The 18,476-nt window shown below is 64.1% G+C and carries 18 protein-coding genes; 15 read left to right on the forward strand and 3 right to left on the reverse strand.

Annotated features, from left to right (window positions below):
• Positions 1-30: 30 nt before the first annotated feature.
• The 14 genes from ACP7DE_RS11095 (at position 31) to eutC (ending at position 14,760) form a co-directional block, all read left to right on the forward strand.
• Positions 31-1,782 carry a cation:proton antiporter gene (locus ACP7DE_RS11095; RefSeq protein ID WP_426072143.1) on the forward strand — a complete coding sequence of 584 codons (1,752 nt, stop codon included), beginning with the start codon at positions 31-33 and terminating at the stop codon, positions 1,780-1,782.
• Positions 1,783-1,851: 69 nt separating this feature from the next.
• Entirely contained in the window at positions 1,852-2,760 is a 909-nt protein-coding gene (locus tag ACP7DE_RS11100) for an ion transporter (protein WP_426072144.1), read from the forward strand.
• 49 nt (positions 2,761-2,809) lie between these two features.
• Positions 2,810-3,790 carry a 3-oxoacyl-[acyl-carrier-protein] synthase III C-terminal domain-containing protein gene (locus ACP7DE_RS11105; RefSeq protein ID WP_426072145.1) on the forward strand — a complete coding sequence of 327 codons (981 nt, stop codon included), beginning with the start codon at positions 2,810-2,812 and terminating at the stop codon, positions 3,788-3,790.
• 10 nt (positions 3,791-3,800) lie between these two features.
• The gene (locus ACP7DE_RS11110) at positions 3,801-4,838 is read left to right on the forward strand and encodes an NAD-dependent epimerase/dehydratase family protein (RefSeq protein ID WP_426072146.1); all 1,038 of its coding nucleotides are present in this window, start codon (positions 3,801-3,803) and stop codon (positions 4,836-4,838) included.
• Positions 4,831-5,661 (forward strand): MBL fold metallo-hydrolase, encoded by an 831-nt coding sequence (locus tag ACP7DE_RS11115; protein WP_426072147.1) that lies wholly within the window; start codon positions 4,831-4,833, stop codon positions 5,659-5,661. The genes ACP7DE_RS11110 and ACP7DE_RS11115 overlap by 8 nt, the downstream gene beginning before the upstream one ends.
• Entirely contained in the window at positions 5,658-6,962 is a 1,305-nt protein-coding gene (locus tag ACP7DE_RS11120; protein ID WP_426072148.1) for a F390 synthetase-related protein, read from the forward strand. Before ACP7DE_RS11115 ends, ACP7DE_RS11120 begins: the two co-directional genes overlap by 4 nt.
• Positions 6,963-6,973: 11 nt before the next feature.
• Positions 6,974-7,597 (forward strand): phosphatase PAP2 family protein, encoded by a 624-nt coding sequence (locus ACP7DE_RS11125; RefSeq protein WP_426072149.1) that lies wholly within the window; start codon positions 6,974-6,976, stop codon positions 7,595-7,597.
• On the forward strand, positions 7,594-8,709 hold the full coding sequence (locus tag ACP7DE_RS11130) for a sterol desaturase family protein (protein ID WP_426072150.1): 1,116 nt from the start codon (positions 7,594-7,596) through the stop codon (positions 8,707-8,709). The genes ACP7DE_RS11125 and ACP7DE_RS11130 overlap by 4 nt, the downstream gene beginning before the upstream one ends.
• A complete protein-coding gene (locus ACP7DE_RS11135; protein ID WP_426072151.1) occupies positions 8,706-9,821 on the forward strand; it encodes a fatty acid desaturase family protein in 1,116 nt (371 codons plus the stop codon). Before ACP7DE_RS11130 ends, ACP7DE_RS11135 begins: the two co-directional genes overlap by 4 nt.
• A 67-nt stretch (positions 9,822-9,888) precedes the next feature.
• Positions 9,889-10,443 carry a GbsR/MarR family transcriptional regulator gene (locus tag ACP7DE_RS11140; RefSeq protein WP_426072152.1) on the forward strand — a complete coding sequence of 185 codons (555 nt, stop codon included), beginning with the start codon at positions 9,889-9,891 and terminating at the stop codon, positions 10,441-10,443.
• On the forward strand, positions 10,440-11,084 hold the full coding sequence (locus ACP7DE_RS11145) for a DUF4166 domain-containing protein (RefSeq protein ID WP_426072153.1): 645 nt from the start codon (positions 10,440-10,442) through the stop codon (positions 11,082-11,084). The genes ACP7DE_RS11140 and ACP7DE_RS11145 overlap by 4 nt, the downstream gene beginning before the upstream one ends.
• Positions 11,081-12,544: a TIGR01777 family oxidoreductase gene (locus ACP7DE_RS11150; protein ID WP_426072154.1), complete on the forward strand. Its 1,464-nt coding sequence runs from the start codon at positions 11,081-11,083 to the stop codon at positions 12,542-12,544. Before ACP7DE_RS11145 ends, ACP7DE_RS11150 begins: the two co-directional genes overlap by 4 nt.
• A 44-nt stretch (positions 12,545-12,588) precedes the next feature.
• Positions 12,589-13,977: an ethanolamine ammonia-lyase subunit EutB gene (locus tag ACP7DE_RS11155; protein ID WP_426072155.1), complete on the forward strand. Its 1,389-nt coding sequence runs from the start codon at positions 12,589-12,591 to the stop codon at positions 13,975-13,977.
• Positions 13,978-13,986: 9 nt separating this feature from the next.
• Positions 13,987-14,760, forward strand: coding sequence for an ethanolamine ammonia-lyase subunit EutC (eutC, locus tag ACP7DE_RS11160; protein WP_426072156.1), 774 nt, complete (start codon positions 13,987-13,989; stop codon positions 14,758-14,760).
• A 10-nt stretch (positions 14,761-14,770) separates the two neighbouring features.
• Here the strand turns inward: eutC and tsaD are convergent, their stop codons facing one another.
• Positions 14,771-15,811 (reverse strand): tRNA (adenosine(37)-N6)-threonylcarbamoyltransferase complex transferase subunit TsaD, encoded by a 1,041-nt coding sequence (tsaD, locus tag ACP7DE_RS11165; protein WP_426072157.1) that lies wholly within the window; start codon positions 15,809-15,811, stop codon positions 14,771-14,773.
• Positions 15,812-16,020: 209 nt separating this feature from the next.
• On the opposite strand from tsaD, the gene ACP7DE_RS11170 reads away from it, so the two are divergent.
• Positions 16,021-16,428, forward strand: coding sequence for a hypothetical protein (locus tag ACP7DE_RS11170; RefSeq protein ID WP_426072158.1), 408 nt, complete (start codon positions 16,021-16,023; stop codon positions 16,426-16,428).
• A gap of 56 nt (positions 16,429-16,484) precedes the next feature.
• Here the strand turns inward: ACP7DE_RS11170 and ACP7DE_RS11175 are convergent, their stop codons facing one another.
• Together ACP7DE_RS11175 and ACP7DE_RS11180 are read right to left on the reverse strand one after the other, a co-directional pair.
• The gene (locus ACP7DE_RS11175; RefSeq protein WP_426072159.1) at positions 16,485-17,546 is read right to left on the reverse strand and encodes a 3-deoxy-7-phosphoheptulonate synthase; all 1,062 of its coding nucleotides are present in this window, start codon (positions 17,544-17,546) and stop codon (positions 16,485-16,487) included.
• Between the two features lie 162 nt (positions 17,547-17,708).
• Positions 17,709-18,386: a hypothetical protein gene (locus ACP7DE_RS11180; RefSeq protein ID WP_426072160.1), complete on the reverse strand. Its 678-nt coding sequence runs from the start codon at positions 18,384-18,386 to the stop codon at positions 17,709-17,711.
• Between the last annotated feature and the right edge of the window lie 90 nt (positions 18,387-18,476).

Here is an 18,476-nt window from a genome sequence, read left to right on the forward strand (position 1 = left end):
GAGCATGAATATCATTGAGTTAGGAATATTTTGGAAGAGCAGCACGCCTTACCCTATTTGCGAGAAACCCTGCTGTTTCTCGCCCTGGCCGGGATTTTTATTCCGCTATTGCAACGCCTGAAGGTCAACCAGGTGCTCGGCTTCCTGGCCGTCGGCGCTCTGTTTGGTCCCTTCGGCTTCGGCCTGTGGGCTGGTGAATTCAGGTGGCTGACGCATTTTTCGTTCGTCCGCGCCGAGCAGGTCAGCGGCCTGGCCGAGCTGGGCGTGATGTTTTTGATGTTCATGATCGGCTTGGAACTGTCGACGGAACGCCTCTGGGCGCTGCGCCGCTGGGTGTTTGGCGCGGGCGTGGGGCAGGTGGCTGTCAGCGCCTGCCTGATCGGCGGCGTGGCGTATTACTTCGGCTTGTCGCTGGAAGCGTCCATCGTGCTGGGCCTGGTGCTGTCGCTATCGTCCACGGCCGTGGTGATGCAGCTGCTCACCGACCAGCGCTCCCTGCAGACGCCAGCCGGGCAGGCGGGCTTTTCCATTTTGATGTTCCAGGATTTGATGGTGGTGCCGCTGTTCATCCTGATCGACGTGTTCGCCAGCGGGCGCAGCGATGACCTGGCGTATCTGCTCAGTTTTGCGGCCGTGAAATCGGCGGGCGCCATCCTGCTGATCTATCTGCTGGGGCGTCGCGTGATCCGTCCGCTGTTCCAGTTCTTCGTCAAGAAACGCCAGCCGGACGTGTTCATGGCCCTGACCTTGCTCAGCACCTTGGGCATCGCTGGCCTGACGTATCTGGCGGGCCTGTCGATGGCGCTGGGCGCCTTGCTGGCCGGCTTGCTGCTGGCGGAAACGGAATTCCGCCACGAAGTGGAAGTGACGATCGAGCCATTCAAGGGTTTATTGATGGGCTTGTTTTTCATGTCGGTGGGCATGCAGATCGACGTGCGCGAAATCCTCAAGTCGCCGATTTTGATTCCCTTGGCCGTGCTGAGCCTGTTTGCGGTGAAAACCCTGGTCATCAGCGTGATTTTCCGCATCGGCGGCTTTCACTGGGGGCGCGCCGTGGAAACGGGCGTGCTGCTGGGACAGGGCGGCGAATTTGCCTTCATCGTCGTCGCGTATGCGCTGGGTACGAAGTTGATCGGTCCGCAGGTGGCGCAATTCGTCATGCTGGTGGTGGGCCTGAGCCTGTTTGCCACGCCGGCGCTGGCCAAGGCGGCGCGCGCTTTCGGCAACTGGTGGGAAAAGCGCCACCACCATCAGCTGGCCGACCTGTCGCGCGGGGCGCTGCCGCCGCAGGGCAGCACCGTCATCATCGCCGGTTTCGGCCGGGTGGGGCAGTTGCTGGCGAAGGTGTTGACGGAACAGGATATCGCGTATGTGGCGATTGAAAATGATGCGCGGCTGGTGACGACCCTGCATCCGCGCGGTTTTCCCGTGTATTTCGGCGACGCCTCGCGCGCGGAACTGTTGCAAAAAGTGAATGCGGACCGGGCCGCCGCCGTGGTGCTGACCATGGACCATGCGGCCTCCGTGCTGCATGCCGTGAAATCGATCCGCCGCGAATATCCGCAGTTGCCCGTGTATGCGCGCGCGCGCGACGAGGCGCATGCGGTGGCCTTGATACAGGCGGGCGCCACTCTGGTCGTGCCCGAGGCGCTGGAATCGGCGCTGCAGCTGACGGCCACCGTGCTGCACACGGTGGGCTTGTCGGAGGCGCGCACTGCAGACATCGTGCAGGCCGAGCGCGACCGGCGTAATGCCGTGCTGCTGGCGAAAAAGCTGTCGTAGTGCAAGCGTGCGTGTCGTCGTGCTTTGTAAATTATCTATACAATAATAGTATATGAGCATACTACCCACATGAAAGCCGCGACGAAGAGCGGAGCGGCACCCTTGACGCCGCAACAACTGGCGGCGCAGGAAACGCAGCAAAAATTTGGCAAGCCCGAGCGGGGCTGGCGCGAGCAGGTGTACACCGTCATCTTCGAGGCGGAAACGCGCACGGGCCGCGCCTTCGACTTGCTGCTGATCGCCGCCATCCTGATCAGCGTGACGGTGGTCGTGCTCAGCAGTGTCGCCTCCGTGGCCGAGCGCTATGGCACCTGGCTGACGGCGCTGGAATGGTTTTTCACCATTTTGTTTACCATCGAATATATTGCCCGCCTGGCGTGCCTGAAGCATCCGGTGCGCTACGCCAAGAGTTTTTTCGGCATTATCGATTTGCTGGCCATCGTACCGACCTACATCGGCTTGCTGTTGCCGGGCGCGCATGTGCTCATTGATGTGCGTATTTTGCGCCTGCTGCGCATGTTCCGTATCCTCAAGCTCACGTCCTATGTACATGAATACACGGTGCTGGGGCGGGCCTTGCTGGCCAGCCGGCGCAAGATCCTCATTTTCTTGTCTTTCGTCATGATGGTGGTCTTTCTGTTGGGTACGGTGATGTATGTCGTGGAAGGGCCGGATAACGGTTACAGCAGTATCCCCACGTCGATATATTGGGCCATCAGCACCATGACCACGGTGGGTTTCGGCGATATTACGCCGCGCACCGACATCGGGCGCACCATCGCTTCCCTGATGATGCTGCTCGGCTGGGGCATCCTGGCAGTGCCTACCGGCATTATCAGCGCCGAAATGACGGTACAGCGCAGTTCCAAGCTGGTCACCACACGTACCTGCCCCACGTGCCTGAAAGAAGGGCTCGATGACGATGCCAATTTCTGCAAGAACTGCGGAGTTGCATTGCCGCCGCTGGCACGCGATTAGCGCATAGACCATACATAAACCGTATTTACTTCATTTTTTTAAGGCCAACATGATTCCAGTTCGCCTGATCGCGACGGGCAAAGCCGTGCCGTCGCATAGCGTTACTTCCGCAAGCCTGGACCTGAAATTGGGCCATCCGGCCGGCTACACCTTGCGCAAGAGCGGCGTGCTGTCGCGCTTTGTCGCCGCGCCCGATGAGTCGCAAAGCCAGCTGGGCGCCGCCGCCCTGCTCGACGCGCTGAAGAACGCCAGCTTGCGTCCATCCGACATCGACTTGCTGATCTGCGCCTGCGGCGTGCCAGAGCAAGCCTTGCCGAACACGGCCTGCTTCGTTGCCGAACACGCCGGCTTGCCGCCCGGCACGCAAAGCTTCGACGTCAACGCCAGCTGCCTCAGTTTCATGGCCGCCTTCCGCGTGGCCGCGTCCATGCTGGCCGGCGGCGCCTACCGCCGTATCGCCATCGTCTCGTCCGACCTCGCTTCGCGCGGCGTCGACTGGAGCGAGCCGGAAGCGTCGATGATCTTTGGCGACGGCGCCGCCGCCGTCATCGTCGAGCGTGGCGATGGCAGCGCCGGCATCCGCGCCTACAAGATGGGCACGTATCCGGAAGGGCGTCGTTACTGCGAAATCCGCGGCGGCGGCACCGAGCGCAATCCCCGCAACGGCTGCGAACCGGGCGACTATCTGTTCCGCATGGATGGCAAGGCCGTGTTCCGCCTGGCCGTCAAGGTGATGCCGGATTTCCTCGCGGAACTCATGCAGGAATCGGGCGCCGGACTGGAGAAAGTCGACGTGGTCGTGCCGCACCAGGCCAGCCCGCTGGGCCTTGCGCATGCGGCGCGCATCCTCGACGTTCCCGATGCTAAAATCATCAAGATATTTGAAACGCATGGTAACCAGGTGGCCGCGTCCTTGCCCACCGCCCTGCACGAGGCGGTAATGACGGGGCGGGCCGTGGCAGGCCAGCGTTTGCTGATGATGGGCACGGCCGCGGGCCTGACCATCGGCGCCATGATTCTTGACCTTTGAAGGTGGTGTGATGAGGCGGATACTGGTCACAGGAGCGACGGGCGGTTTGGGGCGCAATGCCGTGCGCACCCTGCTGGCGCAGGGTGTGGAAGTACGCGCCACGGGTCGCAACGCCGCCGTGGGCCGCGAACTGGAGTGCATGGGCGCGCAATTCGTCGCGCTTGATCTGGCGCAAGCATCGCCGCGTCAGGTCGATGAGCTGGTACGCGGCATGGACACCGTCTGGCACTGCGCCGCGCTGTCCTCGCCGTGGGGACCGGAGCGCGACTTCATCGCCGCCAACGTCACGGCCACGGGCCAGTTGCTGCGCGCAGCCGCCAGCATGCATGTAGCGCGCTTCGTGCACATTTCCACCCCGGCCATCTATTTTGACTACCGCAACCGCTACGACGTGCCGGAAACCTTCCGCCCCGATGCCTTTGTCAACGCGTATGCGCGCAGCAAGGCGATGGCGGAAAAACTTGTGCAAGAGTCGGTGGACCGCCATCGCGGCATGACCTGCGTGATCCTGCGTCCGCGCGCCATCTTCGGTCCACACGACCAGGTGCTGATCCCGCGCCTGGCGCGCGTGCTGCACGAGCGCGGCGGCAAGCTGCCGCTGCCGAGGGGGGGCGCAGTCTCCATCGATGTCACCTATGTCGACAATGTCGTCCACGCGATGTGGCTGGCCACCGTGCACAAGACCATCGCTTCGGGTGCCGCCTTCAACATCACGAATGGCGAACCGGCGCGCCTGTGCGACATTTTGCGCACGTTGTTCTGCGAGCATCTGCAGCAGCCGTTCCAGATCGTCAGCGTGCCGTACCGCGTGCTGACGCTGGCTGCGCGTCTGATGCAGTTCGCTTCGCGTTTTACACACCGCGAGCCTTCCCTCACGCCTTACAGCATCGGCGCGCTCAGTTTCGACATGACGCTCGATAACGCCAAGGCGCGCAAGGTGCTCGGCTACCGTCCCATCGTCAGCCTGCAGGAAGGCATCGCCCTGACGGCACAGTGGATGCGCCAGGAAGCGGCGGCGCACAAGGTGGGCAAGGAGCGCAATGGCTAGTATTACCGCGTTTCGCGTCGGCCACTGCACCCACCCGTCCTGCATGGTCTTGAAAGGCAGCGGGCTGGCCAGTCGATGCTTCCCCTCGCGCGCCTATCTGATCGAGACGCGCGCGGGCCTGTATCTGTGGGACACCGGTTACGCCGAGCACTTCCGCGCCGCCACGGCGAAGGGTGTATACCGCATGTATGCGTGGGTGACGCCGATTTCCTTCGATGCGCACGAGTCCTTGCAGGGCCAGCTGCGCGCGCATGGCGTATCGCCCGGCGACATCCACACCTTGCTGCTGTCGCACTTCCACGCCGACCATATCGCCGGCCTGCGGGACTTTCCCGGCGTGCGGCTGATGGCCTCAAAACCGGGCTGGGACGCCGTGCGCGGCCTGTCCGGCGTGGCCGCCGTGCGCCAGGCCTTCGTGCCCGAGCTGCTGCCGCCCGATATTGCCGACCGCCTGGCTTTTGTCGAAAGCGTGCCCGAAACGGCGTTGCCGGCGGCCCTGCTGCCGTTTACGCACGGGCGCGACGTCAGCGGCACGGGCGAGATTTACATTGTCGACCTGCCCGGCCACGCCATCGGCCATCTCGGCACCTTCGTGCTGCAGGATGGCGGCTGGACCTTGCTGGCGTCGGACGCCGCCTGGGTGCCGGAAAGTTTTCAGCAGCTGCGCGGGCCGTCCGAACTGTCGTTCATCATCCAGCATAAGCGCGCGCCGTATTACGCCACCCTGAACCGCTTGCACCAGTTGCACCAGTCGGGCAATGCGCAGATCCGCATCACGCATGAAGATACGCTCGATTATTTGCCTGTGGCAGGCCGCCCGTGAAGCGTATTTTCTGGTTGTTATTGGCGTACTGGCGCACGCGCCGCCTGTGCTTTGCCGACCGCGCGCAGCTGGAAAGTTACCAGCAGGAGCAACTGGCCCGCTTCATCGATGTGTTGTGCGTGCGCAGCCGTTACTTTGCGCCGTACCGCAACCTGCCACTGGCGCAGTGGCCATTGATGAACAAGGCGCTGATGCTGGAACACTTCGATACCATGAATACCGAGGGTGTCACCTTGGCGCAGGCGATGGCTTCTGCCATGGCGGCCGAGCATAGCCGCGACTTCACGCCCGCCGTGGGCGACATTACCGTAGGGCTGTCGTCGGGCACCTCGTCGCGGCGCGCCGTATTTACCGTCAGTCCCCGCGAAAAGGCCCAATGGGCGGGCGTGATGCTGGCCAAGGCGCTGCCCGACGGCCTGTTTTCCGGCGAAAGAGTCGCCCTGTTCCTGCGCGCAAACAGCAATCTGTACACGGCCGTGCGCTCGCCGTGGCTCACGTTTGCCTTCTACGATCTGTTCGAACCGTTCGACAGCCTGTGCGCGCAGCTGGCGCAATATCAAGCTTCCGTCATCGTCGCACCCGCGCAGGTGCTGCGCCAGCTGGCCTTGCGCGTCATCGATGGCAGCCTGGCGCTGACACCGAAAAAAGTCATCTCGGTCGCCGAAGTTCTGGAAGCGCAGGACCGTGCCCTGATCGTGCAGGCGTTTGGCGCCGTGCATGAAATCTACCAGGCCACCGAGGGTTTTCTTGCCAGTACCTGCGAGCACGGCGTGCTGCACCTGAACGAAGAATACGTGCACGTCGAGCCGCAATGGCTGGATGTGGAACAACGCCGCTTCGTGCCCGTGATTACCGACTTTACGCGCATCACGCAACCCATCGTGCGCTATCGCCTGGACGATATCCTGCTCGCGCGCGCCACGCCATGCCCGTGCGGCCGCGCCACGCGCGCCATCGACGGCATCGAAGGACGCTGCGACGACATGCTGTTGTTGCCATCCTTGCCATCGGCGCGCGGCGGCGAACCCGTCGCCGTGTTTGCCGACGTGCTGACGCGCGCGTTCGCGCAAGCCTTGCCGGCGGATGCCGATTACCGCCTGGTGCAGTCGGGCGATAGCTCGTTGCAGTTGCACGCGGCCCTGGACGATGCCGGCCTGGCCGCCCTGCGCGCGCACCTGGCAACGGTGCTGCGCGGGCTGGGCGTGGCCGTCGATGGCCTGGCCTGGACGACGAACGGCGAACTGCCGCCCTTTGACCCCACCATGAAACGGCGCCGCATCCGGCGCCTTGCAAGCGCATGAATCCCTCTTCCATGACTGTACGCAGCCGCCTGCTGCACCTGCTGGCCGGCTGGGGCAGTGTCGGCCTCGTGTATTTTTCCAGCGACTTGCTGCAAGGGCAGGGCGTGCTGCTGCCCGAGACGGCCATCGACCGCGCCATTCCCTACAGCGATGCCGCCATCTGGCTGTACCTGTCGTTTTTCATCCTGATCCCATATGCCTACCTGGCGGCCGATGCGGCGCGCGTGCGCTGGCTGGCGCGCGCCATGGCGCTCTCCGCGCTGGCTTGCGGCGTGGTCTTCCTGCTGTACCCGAGCACCCTCGCGTATCCGCCCGTGGGTGACGGTAATGCCTGGAGCACGCAGGCGCTGCGCATGCTGCAGGCGGCGGATTCCACGCAAAACTGCCTACCCTCGCTGCACGGCGCCCTGACATTGCTGTGCGTGTGGGCCTTGTGCGACAAACGCCACCTGGCGCGCTCCGCGTTGGCCCTGCTGCTGGGGATCAGCATCTGCTACGCCATCATCGCGCTGCGCCGGCATGTGAGTATCGACCTGGCCGCCGGCCTGGCTGTGGGCGTGGCGGGCGGCATGCTGGCGAAAATGCAGGTATTCTGGGCAGCCCGCCGCGCCATTTCCACTGAAACCGCATCATGATGAATCCCTTTGCCCTCTCTTTCCTTGTCATGCTGGTCTTCGTGCTGGCCGAACTGCTGATCCTGAAATGGGTGCGCAAGACACCGGTGCCGTGGAAAGATGTCATTTTCAACCTCAATTCCGGGCACATTTTGATGTGGGTCTTCCGCGGCGTGGAAGTGGCGGCCTTCGCCCTGCTGCTGCGCCATGTGAACCTGCACATCGTCGACCAGTGGCCGGTGGCCGCGCAATGGGTCTTCGCTTTTTTTGCCTGGGACCTGTGTTTTTACTGGATGCACCGGCTGCACCATAAAATCCCTTTGCTGTGGGCCGTGCACGTGGTGCACCACCAGGGCGAACATTTCAACCTGTCGCTGGGCGTGCGCAATTCCTGGTATTCCTCGCTGACGAATTTCCCCTTCATCGCCGTGCTGGCCGTGCTGGGCGTGCCGCTGGAAATCTTCCTCGTCGTCTCGTCCCTGCATTACACGGTGCAGTTCTACAACCACAATGCGCTGGTGAACAAGTCCGGCATCCTCGACAAGTTCATGGTCACGCCCTCGCACCACCGCGTGCATCATGGCACGGACAAGCGCTACATCAACCGCAATTTCGGCGGTACCCTGCTGGTCTGGGACAGGCTGTTCGGCAGCTTCCAGCCCGAACTCGACGGCGTGGAAATGCGCTATGGCGTGAAGGGCATGACGCCCACGCACAACCCCCTGTTGGCCAGCAACGGCAAACTGTTCAAATGGCTGCGCGTGCGCTTTCCCCACTGGCAGTCGCGCGGCACTTTCGAGGTGCCCGAACTGTTCATCGGCAGCGGTGGCGTGATTTTGTTTGGCCTGGTGATTTATTACGTCAACCACGAGGCGGCGCTGTCCGGCGCACAGCAGGCGATCCTGTTCGCGCTGATCTTTGCCGGCACGCTGGCGCTGGGCGGCCTGTCGGATGCGCGCCGCTGGGGCGCCATCGCCTGGGTCACCATCGCCGTGGCCATGCCGCTGCTGTTCCTGGGCTGGTATGGCGCGCGCGACGCCTGGGGCATGGTCTTCCTGGCCGCGCTGCTGGCGCATGGCCTCGACGGCGCGCGCCGCCTGTGGTGGCCGGCAGCGGTGGGGACGCGCGCGTGACGCCTGTGCCTTCCTTGCCGCCGCTGCGCTTCCAGCCCGCGCGCGACTCCGCCTTCCGCCGCGAACTGCGCGCACGCGCCGATGCGTATCTGGCGGACGAAGGAAAACACCGCTTTGGCGACTGGCGCATGCATGCGAAAGCCGTCTTCCTGGCCGTGCTGACGGTATTGCTGTATGTGCTGGCCTTGAACGCCGACAGCACACTGGCCTTTGTCGGCAGCTATGTCGCTTGCCTGGTCACGGCCATGGCGCTGGCCATGAATGCCCTGCACGACGCGGCCCACAGCGCCGTTTTCCGCCAGGGACGCCTGAACCGCATCCTGATCCGCCTGGTGGGCTTGCCCGTGGGCGTGGACACGGATTTCTGGACCATCCGCCACGTGCATTTTCATCATACGTATGCCAACGTGGAAGGCTATGACCTCGACACGGAACCGAACCCGTTCCTGCGCCAGACGCCGTACCAAAGCTGGTCACCCCAGTACCGCTATCAATACCTGTACTGGCCCGTGGTGGCGGCCCTGTCGCTGCCTTACCTGAATTGGTATGGCGATTGGCTGGACCGCTTCGGCAAGACGCCCGTGGCGGCGCACAGCCGTTTGCAGGGCTGGCGTGGCTGGCTGTCTTTCCTGGGCTGGAAACTAGGTCACGTGGCGCTCGTCCTGGCGCTGCCCATGTGGGTGCTGCAGCAGCACGGCATAGTCTGGGGCATGGTGCTGGGCGCGTATTTCGTGGGCCAGATGATCGCCTCGTGTGCGCTGGTGGCGCTGATCCTCGGCACGCACTGGGCCGAAGTGGAGTTTTTCCAGCCGGGGGCCGATGGCACCCTGCCGCATGACTGGTACCAGCACACGTTTTACACGGCTTGCGACTGGACGCCGCAACCGCGCCGCCTGCGCTGGCTTGGCTACTGGCTCGGCGGCTTGAATCTGCATCTGACGCACCATTTGTTCCCCACCTGGAACCACCGCCATTACCCGGCGCTGGCGCGCATCGTGTCTGAACTGGCGCCGCGTCACGGCCTCGTGTACCGGGAACTCGGTTATGCTCAGCTGCACGCCTCGCAGCAGCAGTTCCTGCGCGCCATGGGCCGGCCACCGGCCCGCACCTGACGAATCGTGCTTGACTCGGTTTCTGTTTCATCTTACATTTCTGTAGTGACAGAAATTAGAGAAAATCATGGAACTGAGTCCGACCACGCAAAAGTACATTCTCCATTGGGGGGAAATGGGCACCCGCTGGGGCGTCAACCGCACGGTGGCGCAGATCCACGCGCTGCTATTCCTGGCAAATGCACCGCTGACGGCGGAAGACATCGCGGCCAGCCTGAACGTGGCCCGCTCGAATGTCAGCAACAGCCTGAAGGAATTGCAAAGCTGGGGCTTGGCGCGCATCACGCACGTGATGGGGGACCGGCGCGACCACTTCGTCGCCTTGCAGGATGTGTGGGAAATCTTCCGGGTCATTATGGAAGAGCGCAAGCGGCGCGAGATCGACCCCACCCTGACAGTGCTGCGCGAATGCGCGATCGAGGGCGAGCACGATGCGGCAATTTCACCGGAAACGCTGGCGCGCATGGGCGAAGTGCTGGCCTTCCTGGAAATGCTCAGCAGCACCTACAGCGACTATAAAAACCTGCCGCCGGCGACCCTGCAGCGCATGCTCTCCATGGGCGGCAAGGTGGCCAAGTTCCTCAGCCCGGAAGAAAAACCAGGCAAGCGCGGAAAATCATGAGCGGCCCGTCCGAAGGCGAGTTGTTCAAGAAGGTGATGGGGGAGCAGTGGCTCACCCTGCACGCGGACATCCGCCGCCGCTTCGAGAAAAATCCCGCGCTTGGCCAGCCCCTGTACTACCGGGGTGAACTCAGTGAACTCACCAGTTCGCGCCTGGGCAAGGTACTGGGTTGGCTGACGCGCCCTTTCATCGATGGCGCCCTGATCCCGTATGACGACGCGGATTTTCCCGTGGATATCGAAGTCTATTCGCGCCCTGGCTGCCCCTTCATCTTCAAGCAGCGTACCTACCGCCTGCACGGGCGCGCACCGATCCGCTTCACCTCCTACATGGCGGAAAGCGCGCAGGGCGAAGTGCTCGAATACGTCGGCATGGGCCTGGGCATGAAGCTGGTGCTGCACGTCGAGGATGGCAACCTGCACTTCACCAGCGACGGCTATTTTTGGGATCTTTTCGGCTGGCGCCTGCCGCTGCCGGGCGTGCTCACTCCCGGCAAGACCTATCTGTGCCACCGCAACGACACGCCGCAGCAGTTCAATATCCGCATCGAGATCCGCCACGCCCTATTCGGCACCACGTTCACCCAGGTCGGCGTGTTCCGCGAAAGCGCGGCGCCTGCCCTTCACAAGGACAAACCATGAATACGCATTTGTTGGCCCTGCAACTGATGGCGGCGCAAGGCTGCCTGGGCGCCTTCGACACCATCTACCACCATGAAATCACGGAGGCGTTGCCGCAAAAGGCCTCGGCGCGGTTAGAGCTGACCATCCATGCCACGCGTGCGCTGATCTACAGCCTGCTGTTCGTCGGCCTGGCCGCCTGGGAATGGCATGGCGCCTGGGCCTGGGTGCTGGTCATCGTGTTTGGCGTGGAAATCGTGCTGACCCTGTGGGATTTCGTGGTGGAAGACCAGACCCGCCTCTTGCCCGCCACCGAGCGGGTCACGCACACGGTGCTGGCGATCAACGCGGGCGCCTTCATCGCGCTGCTGGCCCTGAACAGCAGCGAGTGGGCGAACCTGCCGACGGCCCTCGTGTGGCAGCCGTATGGCTGGCTCAGCGTCTTCCTCGCCCTGTGCGGCGTGGGCGTGGGCCTGTCCGGCCTGCGCGACGCGTACGCCGTGTGGCAACTCGGCCGGCGCAAGGTGCAGGAGAAGGCCGAGCAAGAGGAGCACCTGAGCTTTGCCGCCACGCCGCAAACCGTGCTGGTGACGGGTGCCACGGGTTTCATCGGCCAGCAACTGGTGGCCGCCTTGCTGGCCGACGGCCACGCGGTGACGGTGCTGACGCGCCAGCCCAAGCAGGCCGCATGGACGTTCGACGGCCAGGTGCGCTGCATCGCGGCGCTGGACGAATTGTCGGCTGCGCAGCACATCGACATGGTGGTCAACCTGGCCGGCGCGCGCATCGTCGGGCATCGCTGGACGGACGCGCGCAAGGCCGCCCTGCGCCGCAGCCGCGTCGCGCTGACGCAGGAACTGGTGGCGTGGATCGCCCGCGCGCAGCACAAGCCGCGCGTGCTGCTGTCGGCGTCGGCCATCGGCTATTACGGCGTGCAGCCGCAGGGCGACGCGACTGAATTGGCTGAAGACAGCGCGCCGCAAGCCATCTTCATGTCGCAGCTGTGCCAGGAATGGGAAGCGGCCGCGCGCCAGGCGGAGTGCTATGGCGTGCAAGTGGGCTGCATGCGCTTTGGCCTCGTGTTTGGCCACCAAGGTTCGCTGCCGCAGATGCTCTTGCCGATACGCTTCGGTGTGGGCGGCCCGCTGGGCAGCGGCAAGCAGTGGGTCACGTGGGTGCATGTGCGCGACGTCATCCGCGGCATCGCCCATTTGGCGCGCCGCAGCGAAGAACAGGCAGTCAGCGGCGCATACAACTTCTGCGCGCCGGAAGCCATCGAGCAGCGCCGCTTCGCCCAGGTGGCGGGCGCGGTGCTGCACCGTCCCAGCTTCATGCCCACCCCGGCCTTCGTCATGCGCGCCTTGCTGGGCGAGCAAGCGGACTTGCTGGTGGAAGGCCAAAGGGTCGTCCCGCGCCGCTTGCTTGCCGAGGGATTTGCTTTCCGCCATCCGCAGCTGGAAGGCGCGCTGCGCAGCCTGTAGCCTGGCGTAGAATGGGGCATTGGAGATGCTTTGGAGCACAATCTATGCCCCGCTTCAGCCATACGATAGACAGCCATACCTATGCTTTCGCCAGCCTGAAAGAGCTGCTGGCGAAGGCTACGCCGCCCCGTTCGGGCGATGTGCTGGCCGGCGTGGCGGCCGCCAGCGCGCGGGAACGGGTGGCGGCGCAGCTGGCGCTGGCGGACGTGCCGCTGTCGCTGTTCCTCAACGAGGCGCTGGTGCCGTACGAAGACGACGAAGTCACGCGCCTGATCATCGATAGCCACGAGCGCGCCGCCTTCGCACCGATCTCTCACCTGTGCGTGGGCGATTTCCGCGACTGGCTGCTCGATGACGCGGCGGATACGCAAACGCTGGCGCGCGTCGCCGCCGGCATCACGCCGGAAATGGCGGCGGGCGTCTCGAAACTGATGCGCTTGCAGGACCTGGCGCTGGTGGCCCGCAAGTGCCGTGTGGTCACGTCTTTCCGCAATACCCTGGGCTTGGAGAGCCGTTTGTCCACGCGGCTGCAGCCGAACCACCCGACGGACGACGCCACCGGCATCGCCGCCTCCATCCTCGATGGGCTGATGCTGGGCAGCGGCGACGCCGTGATCGGCATCAATCCCGCCACTGACAATGTGGCGCAGGTGGTCTCGCTGCTGCAACTGCTCGACGCTGTCATTGACCAGTATCAAATACCCACCCAGTCTTGCGTGCTCACGCACATCACCAATACCCTCGAAGCGATACGCCGCGGCGCGCCCGTCGACCTGGTATTCCAGTCGGTGGCGGGCACGCAGGCGGCCAACCGCAGCTTTGGCATCGACTTGTCGTTACTGGCCGAGGGGCAGGCGGCGGCCCTGTCGCTGGGGCGCGGCACGGTGGGCAACCATGTCATGTATTTCGAGACGGGGCAGGGCAGCGCCCTGTCGGCCGGCGCGCACCACGGCATGGACCAGCAAACGTGCGAGGCGCGCGCGTATGCGGTGGCGCGCGCGTATCAACCGCTGCTGGTCAATTCGGTGGTGGGTTTCATTGGCCCCGAATACCTGTACGACGGCAAGCAGATCATGCGCGCGGGGTTGGAAGACCATTTCTGCGCCAAGCTGCTGGGATTGCCCATGGGCTGCGACGTGTGCTACACCAACCATGCGGAAGCGGACCAGGACGACATGGATGCCTTGCTGACTATGCTGGGCGTGGCCGGCTGCAATTTCATCATGGGCGTGCCGGGCGCGGACGACATCATGCTGGGCTACCAGAGCACCTCGTTCCACGACGCCCTGTATGCGCGCCGCGTGCTTGGCCTGCGTCCTGCGCCCGAATTCGAGGCCTGGCTGGCGCGCATGCAGATCACGGATGCGCAGGGTCGCTTTCGCACGGCGCTGGCACCGGCCTTCCAGGCCGCCCTGCTACGCCTGGACGCCTAGGGAGAACGCATGGACGAAACCAGGTCGTGGCAAACCCTGCGCGCGCATACGTCGGCGCGCATCGCGCTGGGACGCCGCGGTGTCAGCGTGCCGACCAGTGGGCAGTTGGCGTTCCAGCTGGCCCACGCGCAGGCGCGCGACGCGGTGCACCTGGCGCTCGATGGCGAGGCCCTGGCACGCGTATTGGCCGCGCAAGGGCAAGCCAGCGTGCAGCTGCACAGCGCCGCCGCCACGCGCGCCGAATATCTGCAACGTCCCGACCGGGGGCGCCGGCTCGACGACGCTTCGCGCGCGCGCCTGGAGGCCGGTGCGACGGGAGTGGACCTGGCGCTGGTGGCGGCTGACGGCCTGTCGGCGCTGGCCGTGCAGCGCCACGCGGCGCCGTTCCTGGCTGCCTTGCGCGAACGGCTGGCGCTGGAAGCATGGACGCTGTCGCCGCTGCATATCGTGGCGCAGGGGCGGGTGGCTATCGGCGACGAGGTGGGGCAATTGCTGCAAGCGAAAGCTGTGCTGGTGCTGATCGGCGAGCGGCCAGGTTTGAGTTCCCCGGACAGCCTTGGCCTGTATCTGACATGGGCGCCCAGGGTGGGGCTGCTGGACGAGCGCCGCAACTGCATCTCGAATGTGCGCCCCGAAGGCCTGGCGTATGCGCCGGCGGCGTACCGGCTGCATTATTTGCTGTCGCAGGCATTTACCCGGCAGCTGTCGGGCGTGGCATTGAAGGATGAAACGGTGGCGCAAGGCGCGGCCCTGGCGGGCGCGCGCAACTTCCTGCTGGAGTGAGTCGCGGCGATCAGATGTCGCGGATTTCGTCCAGCGGCCAGCGCGGGCGCACATTGAACGAATAATCGTGCTTGGCAGCGTTCGGGTTGATTTGCAGGCGCATGGCGCCGGCAAAGGCGATCATGGCGCCGTTATCGGTACAGAATTCCAGCTCCGGGTAATACACCTTGAAACGCTTCTTGGCGGCCGCCGCGTTGAGCGAGGCACGCAGTTGCGCGTTGGCGCCCACGCCGCCGGCGATCACCAGGCGCTTCAAGCCCGTGTGCTTGAGGGCCGCCACGCATTTGGCCGTCAGCACGTCGACGATGGCGTCGACGAAGCCGCGCGCGATATTCGCCTTGTCCTGTTCGCAGATGTTGGCGATGACTTTTTCTTCATGGTTCTTCACCACCGTCAGCACGGCCGTCTTCAGCCCAGAGAAACTGAAATTGAAATCCTTCGAATGCAGCATCGGGCGTGGCAGCTTATACGCCAGCGGGTCGCCGAATTCGGCCAGGCGCGAAATGGCGGGGCCGCCCGGATAACCGAGGCCCAGCAGCTTGGCCGACTTGTCGAACGCCTCGCCGGCCGCATCATCGAGCGTTTCGCCCAGCATCGTGTACTGTCCCACGCCATCGACGCGCATCAACTGCGTATGGCCGCCCGACACCAGCAGGGCGATGAAGGGGAACTCCGGCGGCTCCGACGCCAGCAGTGGCGACAGCAGATGGCCTTCCAGGTGGTGGATGCCCAGCACCGGCTTGTTGATGGCCAGGCCCAGGCTGCAGGCGACGGAAGAACCCACCAACAGCGCGCCGGCGAGGCCCGGACCTTGCGTGTAGGCGATGGCGTCGATTTCGGACAGGGTGATGCCGGCCTTGGCCAGCGTCTCTTCCAGCAGCGGGATGGCGCGGCGGATATGGTCGCGCGACGCCAGTTCCGGCACCACGCCGCCATATTGCTCGTGCATGGCCACTTGCGAATAGAGGGCGTGCGACAGCAGGCCGCGTTGCGTGTCGTACAAGGCCAGGCCGGTTTCGTCACAGGAGGATTCGACGCCAAGAACAATCATGAAGGTGCTAAATAGGGAGGAGTAATCCGCCATTGTAAAGGAAAGCCGGGCAGTCCACCGTGCGGCCGGCGCACCATTTCGGCGGCAGTGTGCACTTGCGCAGTGCGCCGCAACGGCATTTTGCTTTGTATTAGGCCCTTCTTACGCCTGTGCCGGCACTGGCACCGCTCTTGCTTAGGCAAGCGTGTGCCTTTTTCAAGGAGCTTGCGATGCCAGAACAATGGAAAATGATTTGCCGCCTGAAGGATATGCCGCTGGCGGGCGCGCGCATGGTGCCGCGGGGACTGGCGTGGCAGGACTTGCCGGGCGTGGCGCTGTTCCGCGCGTTGGATGACACGGTGTACGCGCTGCTCGACACGGTGCCTTGCCTGGGCGGCCCGCTGGCGCATGGGGTGCTGATGCAGAAAAACTTGATGGGGCCGAAGAATAGCTGGATCATCGAGCTCGATTCGGGCCGCCTGGTGGCACCCGTGCAGGGCATGGCGCGCCTGTACGCCGTGCGCATCATGGACGGGCGCATCTACCTGGACGTCAATGAACTCAATATCCCGGCCAGCAAGGCCGAACAGGCGCTGGCGGGATCGTTCGCCGTGCTGCCGCATGTGCTGATGGCGTAATGAAGGGAAAAGCAAAAACGGCGCACAGGGCGCCGTTTTTCGTCTCCGCGAGAGGCTTATGCCGGGCGGTTCAATAAATGCGCATGCGCGTCGCGCAGCATGGTGGCCGTCGTGTCCCAGTCGATGCAGCCGTCGGTGACGGAGCAGCCGTAGGTCAGTTGCGACAGGTCTTGCGGTATCTTCTGGTTGCCACCGACGATGTTCGATTCGATCATCACGCCCACCAGCGAGCCGTTGCCCTGGCGGATCTGGTTGACCACGTCGGCCATCACCAGCGGCTGCAGTTCCGGCTTTTTATAGCTGTTCGCGTGCGAGCAGTCGACCACCAGGTTGGCGGGCAGCTTGGCCTTGGCCAGCGCCTGTTCGGCGATGGCGATCGAGACCGAATCGTAGTTCGGGCGTCCGTCGCCGCCGCGCAGCACCACGTGGCCATACGCGTTGCCGCGCGTGCGCACGATGGCGACATTACCTTCGGCGTTAATGCCCAGGAAGGAGTGCGGGTGCGCCGACGACAAGATCGCGTTCACCGCAATGCTGATGTCGCCATCGGTGCCGTTCTTGAAGCCCACCGGCGTCGACAGGCCGGACGACATTTCGCGGTGCGTCTGCGATTCGGTGGTGCGCGCGCCGATGGCCGTCCAGGCGATCAGGTCGCCCAGGTACTGTGGCGAGATCGGGTCCAGCGCTTCAGTGGCGGTGGGCAGGCCCAGTTCGCACACGTCGAGCAGGAACTGGCGCGCCTTTTCCATGCCTTCGTTGACCTTGAAGGAATCGTCCATGTACGGGTCGTTGATGTACCCCTTCCAGCCCGTGGTGGTACGCGGCTTTTCGAAATACACGCGCATCACCAGCAGCATCGTATCCTTGACTTCTTCTTGCAGCGCCTTCAGGCGGCGCGCGTAATCGAGGCCGGCAACGGGGTCGTGGATGGAGCACGGACCGACGACGACGAACAGGCGCTGGTCCTTGCGGTCGATGATGTTGCGCAGCGCTTCGCGGCCGCGGCTGACGGTGTCGAAGGCGCTCTCCGACAGCGGCAGCTTGGCGTGCAGTTCGGCCGGTGTTGGCATGGGCGCGAAGGAGGTGACGTTGATATTTTCGATGTCTGGCGTATTCATGATTCTGGCTCGGCTTTCGCTATTGCGTTCTTTAAGAGGCAATAGTGTAGCGGAAATGCGGCCTGGCGGCGGGGATGGGGCCAAAACGGGAATGCATGAGTTGTTTTATGGCAGGGCCGGTACGCCGCCGGGCCCCCTGGTTTGTGCGCGCAATGTGTGCGCTCAATGGCCGCCGGCCAGGCTGGCGCCAAAGGTGTAGCGGGCGATGCGCTGGTAGGTGCCGGCCAGCTCAGGCGGTCGTGGCAGGCCGGGATGGCGCCGCACATGCTCGAGGATGGCCATTTCGTGCTGGCGTATCTGCGCATCGAGGCAGGCAATTTGCTGGCGCAGTAATTGATGTAGCGCAATCTGGCCCGCATGAAAGTGGCTCTCCAGGCGCGCCACTTCTTGCTTGCGCAGCTGTTGCACGGTGTACAGGCGGCGCAGCCACAGCCGTAGTTCCACGTAGGCGGGCGAGGGCGGCGTCCAGGGCTCAGGGCGTGCCGCCGCGCAATAATGGGCCAGCACCACGGCGCTGCGTGCCGCATCCTCGGGCAAGCCCTGGTCGCGGATATATTCTTGCAGCTGCGTGGGCTGGGCATCGCAGACCAGCATGCCCATCTCGGCCAGCACGCGGGCTGCGACCTCGCTGTGTGGTGCGTCCAGGCGCAAGCAGACGCGCAAGCCCATGATGGTGATGTCGTTCCTTTGCAGCCAGCTGCGCAGCCAGCGGTAGCCGGCAACGTCGTTTTCCAGCACCTTGCACAGTACTTCGCCGCCCGAGAGCAGCACGGCTTTCAGCCGCAGCTTGCTCGTTTCGATGCCGACGAAGGCGCTTTCCTGTTTGATCGCATATTCCATGATGAGTTCTCCTGTGCAGTCTTATACGGAGTGGCGGCGCGTTTGGATGCAGTCGTGCTGCACATTCATCAAAGAAATATGTTGAGAGAC

The organism is Janthinobacterium sp. DSP2-3-3 (genome assembly GCF_049897325.1).
Classification (GTDB): domain Bacteria; phylum Pseudomonadota; class Gammaproteobacteria; order Burkholderiales; family Burkholderiaceae_D; genus Janthinobacterium.

Coding starts and splice junctions, on each gene's coding strand:
- ACP7DE_RS11100 (WP_426072144.1), top strand. CDS start 1,852: ATGAAAGCCGCGACGAAGAGCGGAGCGGCACCCTTGACGCCGCAACAA.
- ACP7DE_RS11105 (WP_426072145.1), top strand. CDS start 2,810: ATGATTCCAGTTCGCCTGATCGCGACGGGCAAAGCCGTGCCGTCGCAT.
- ACP7DE_RS11110 (WP_426072146.1), top strand. CDS start 3,801: ATGAGGCGGATACTGGTCACAGGAGCGACGGGCGGTTTGGGGCGCAAT.
- ACP7DE_RS11115 (WP_426072147.1), top strand. CDS start 4,831: ATGGCTAGTATTACCGCGTTTCGCGTCGGCCACTGCACCCACCCGTCC.
- ACP7DE_RS11125 (WP_426072149.1), top strand. CDS start 6,974: ATGACTGTACGCAGCCGCCTGCTGCACCTGCTGGCCGGCTGGGGCAGT.
- ACP7DE_RS11130 (WP_426072150.1), top strand. CDS start 7,594: ATGATGAATCCCTTTGCCCTCTCTTTCCTTGTCATGCTGGTCTTCGTG.
- ACP7DE_RS11140 (WP_426072152.1), top strand. CDS start 9,889: ATGGAACTGAGTCCGACCACGCAAAAGTACATTCTCCATTGGGGGGAA.
- ACP7DE_RS11145 (WP_426072153.1), top strand. CDS start 10,440: ATGAGCGGCCCGTCCGAAGGCGAGTTGTTCAAGAAGGTGATGGGGGAG.
- ACP7DE_RS11150 (WP_426072154.1), top strand. CDS start 11,081: ATGAATACGCATTTGTTGGCCCTGCAACTGATGGCGGCGCAAGGCTGC.
- ACP7DE_RS11155 (WP_426072155.1), top strand. CDS start 12,589: ATGCCCCGCTTCAGCCATACGATAGACAGCCATACCTATGCTTTCGCC.
- eutC (WP_426072156.1), top strand. CDS start 13,987: ATGGACGAAACCAGGTCGTGGCAAACCCTGCGCGCGCATACGTCGGCG.
- tsaD (WP_426072157.1), bottom strand. CDS start 15,811: ATGATTGTTCTTGGCGTCGAATCCTCCTGTGACGAAACCGGCCTGGCC.
- ACP7DE_RS11170 (WP_426072158.1), top strand. CDS start 16,021: ATGCCAGAACAATGGAAAATGATTTGCCGCCTGAAGGATATGCCGCTG.
- ACP7DE_RS11175 (WP_426072159.1), bottom strand. CDS start 17,546: ATGAATACGCCAGACATCGAAAATATCAACGTCACCTCCTTCGCGCCC.
- ACP7DE_RS11180 (WP_426072160.1), bottom strand. CDS start 18,386: ATGGAATATGCGATCAAACAGGAAAGCGCCTTCGTCGGCATCGAAACG.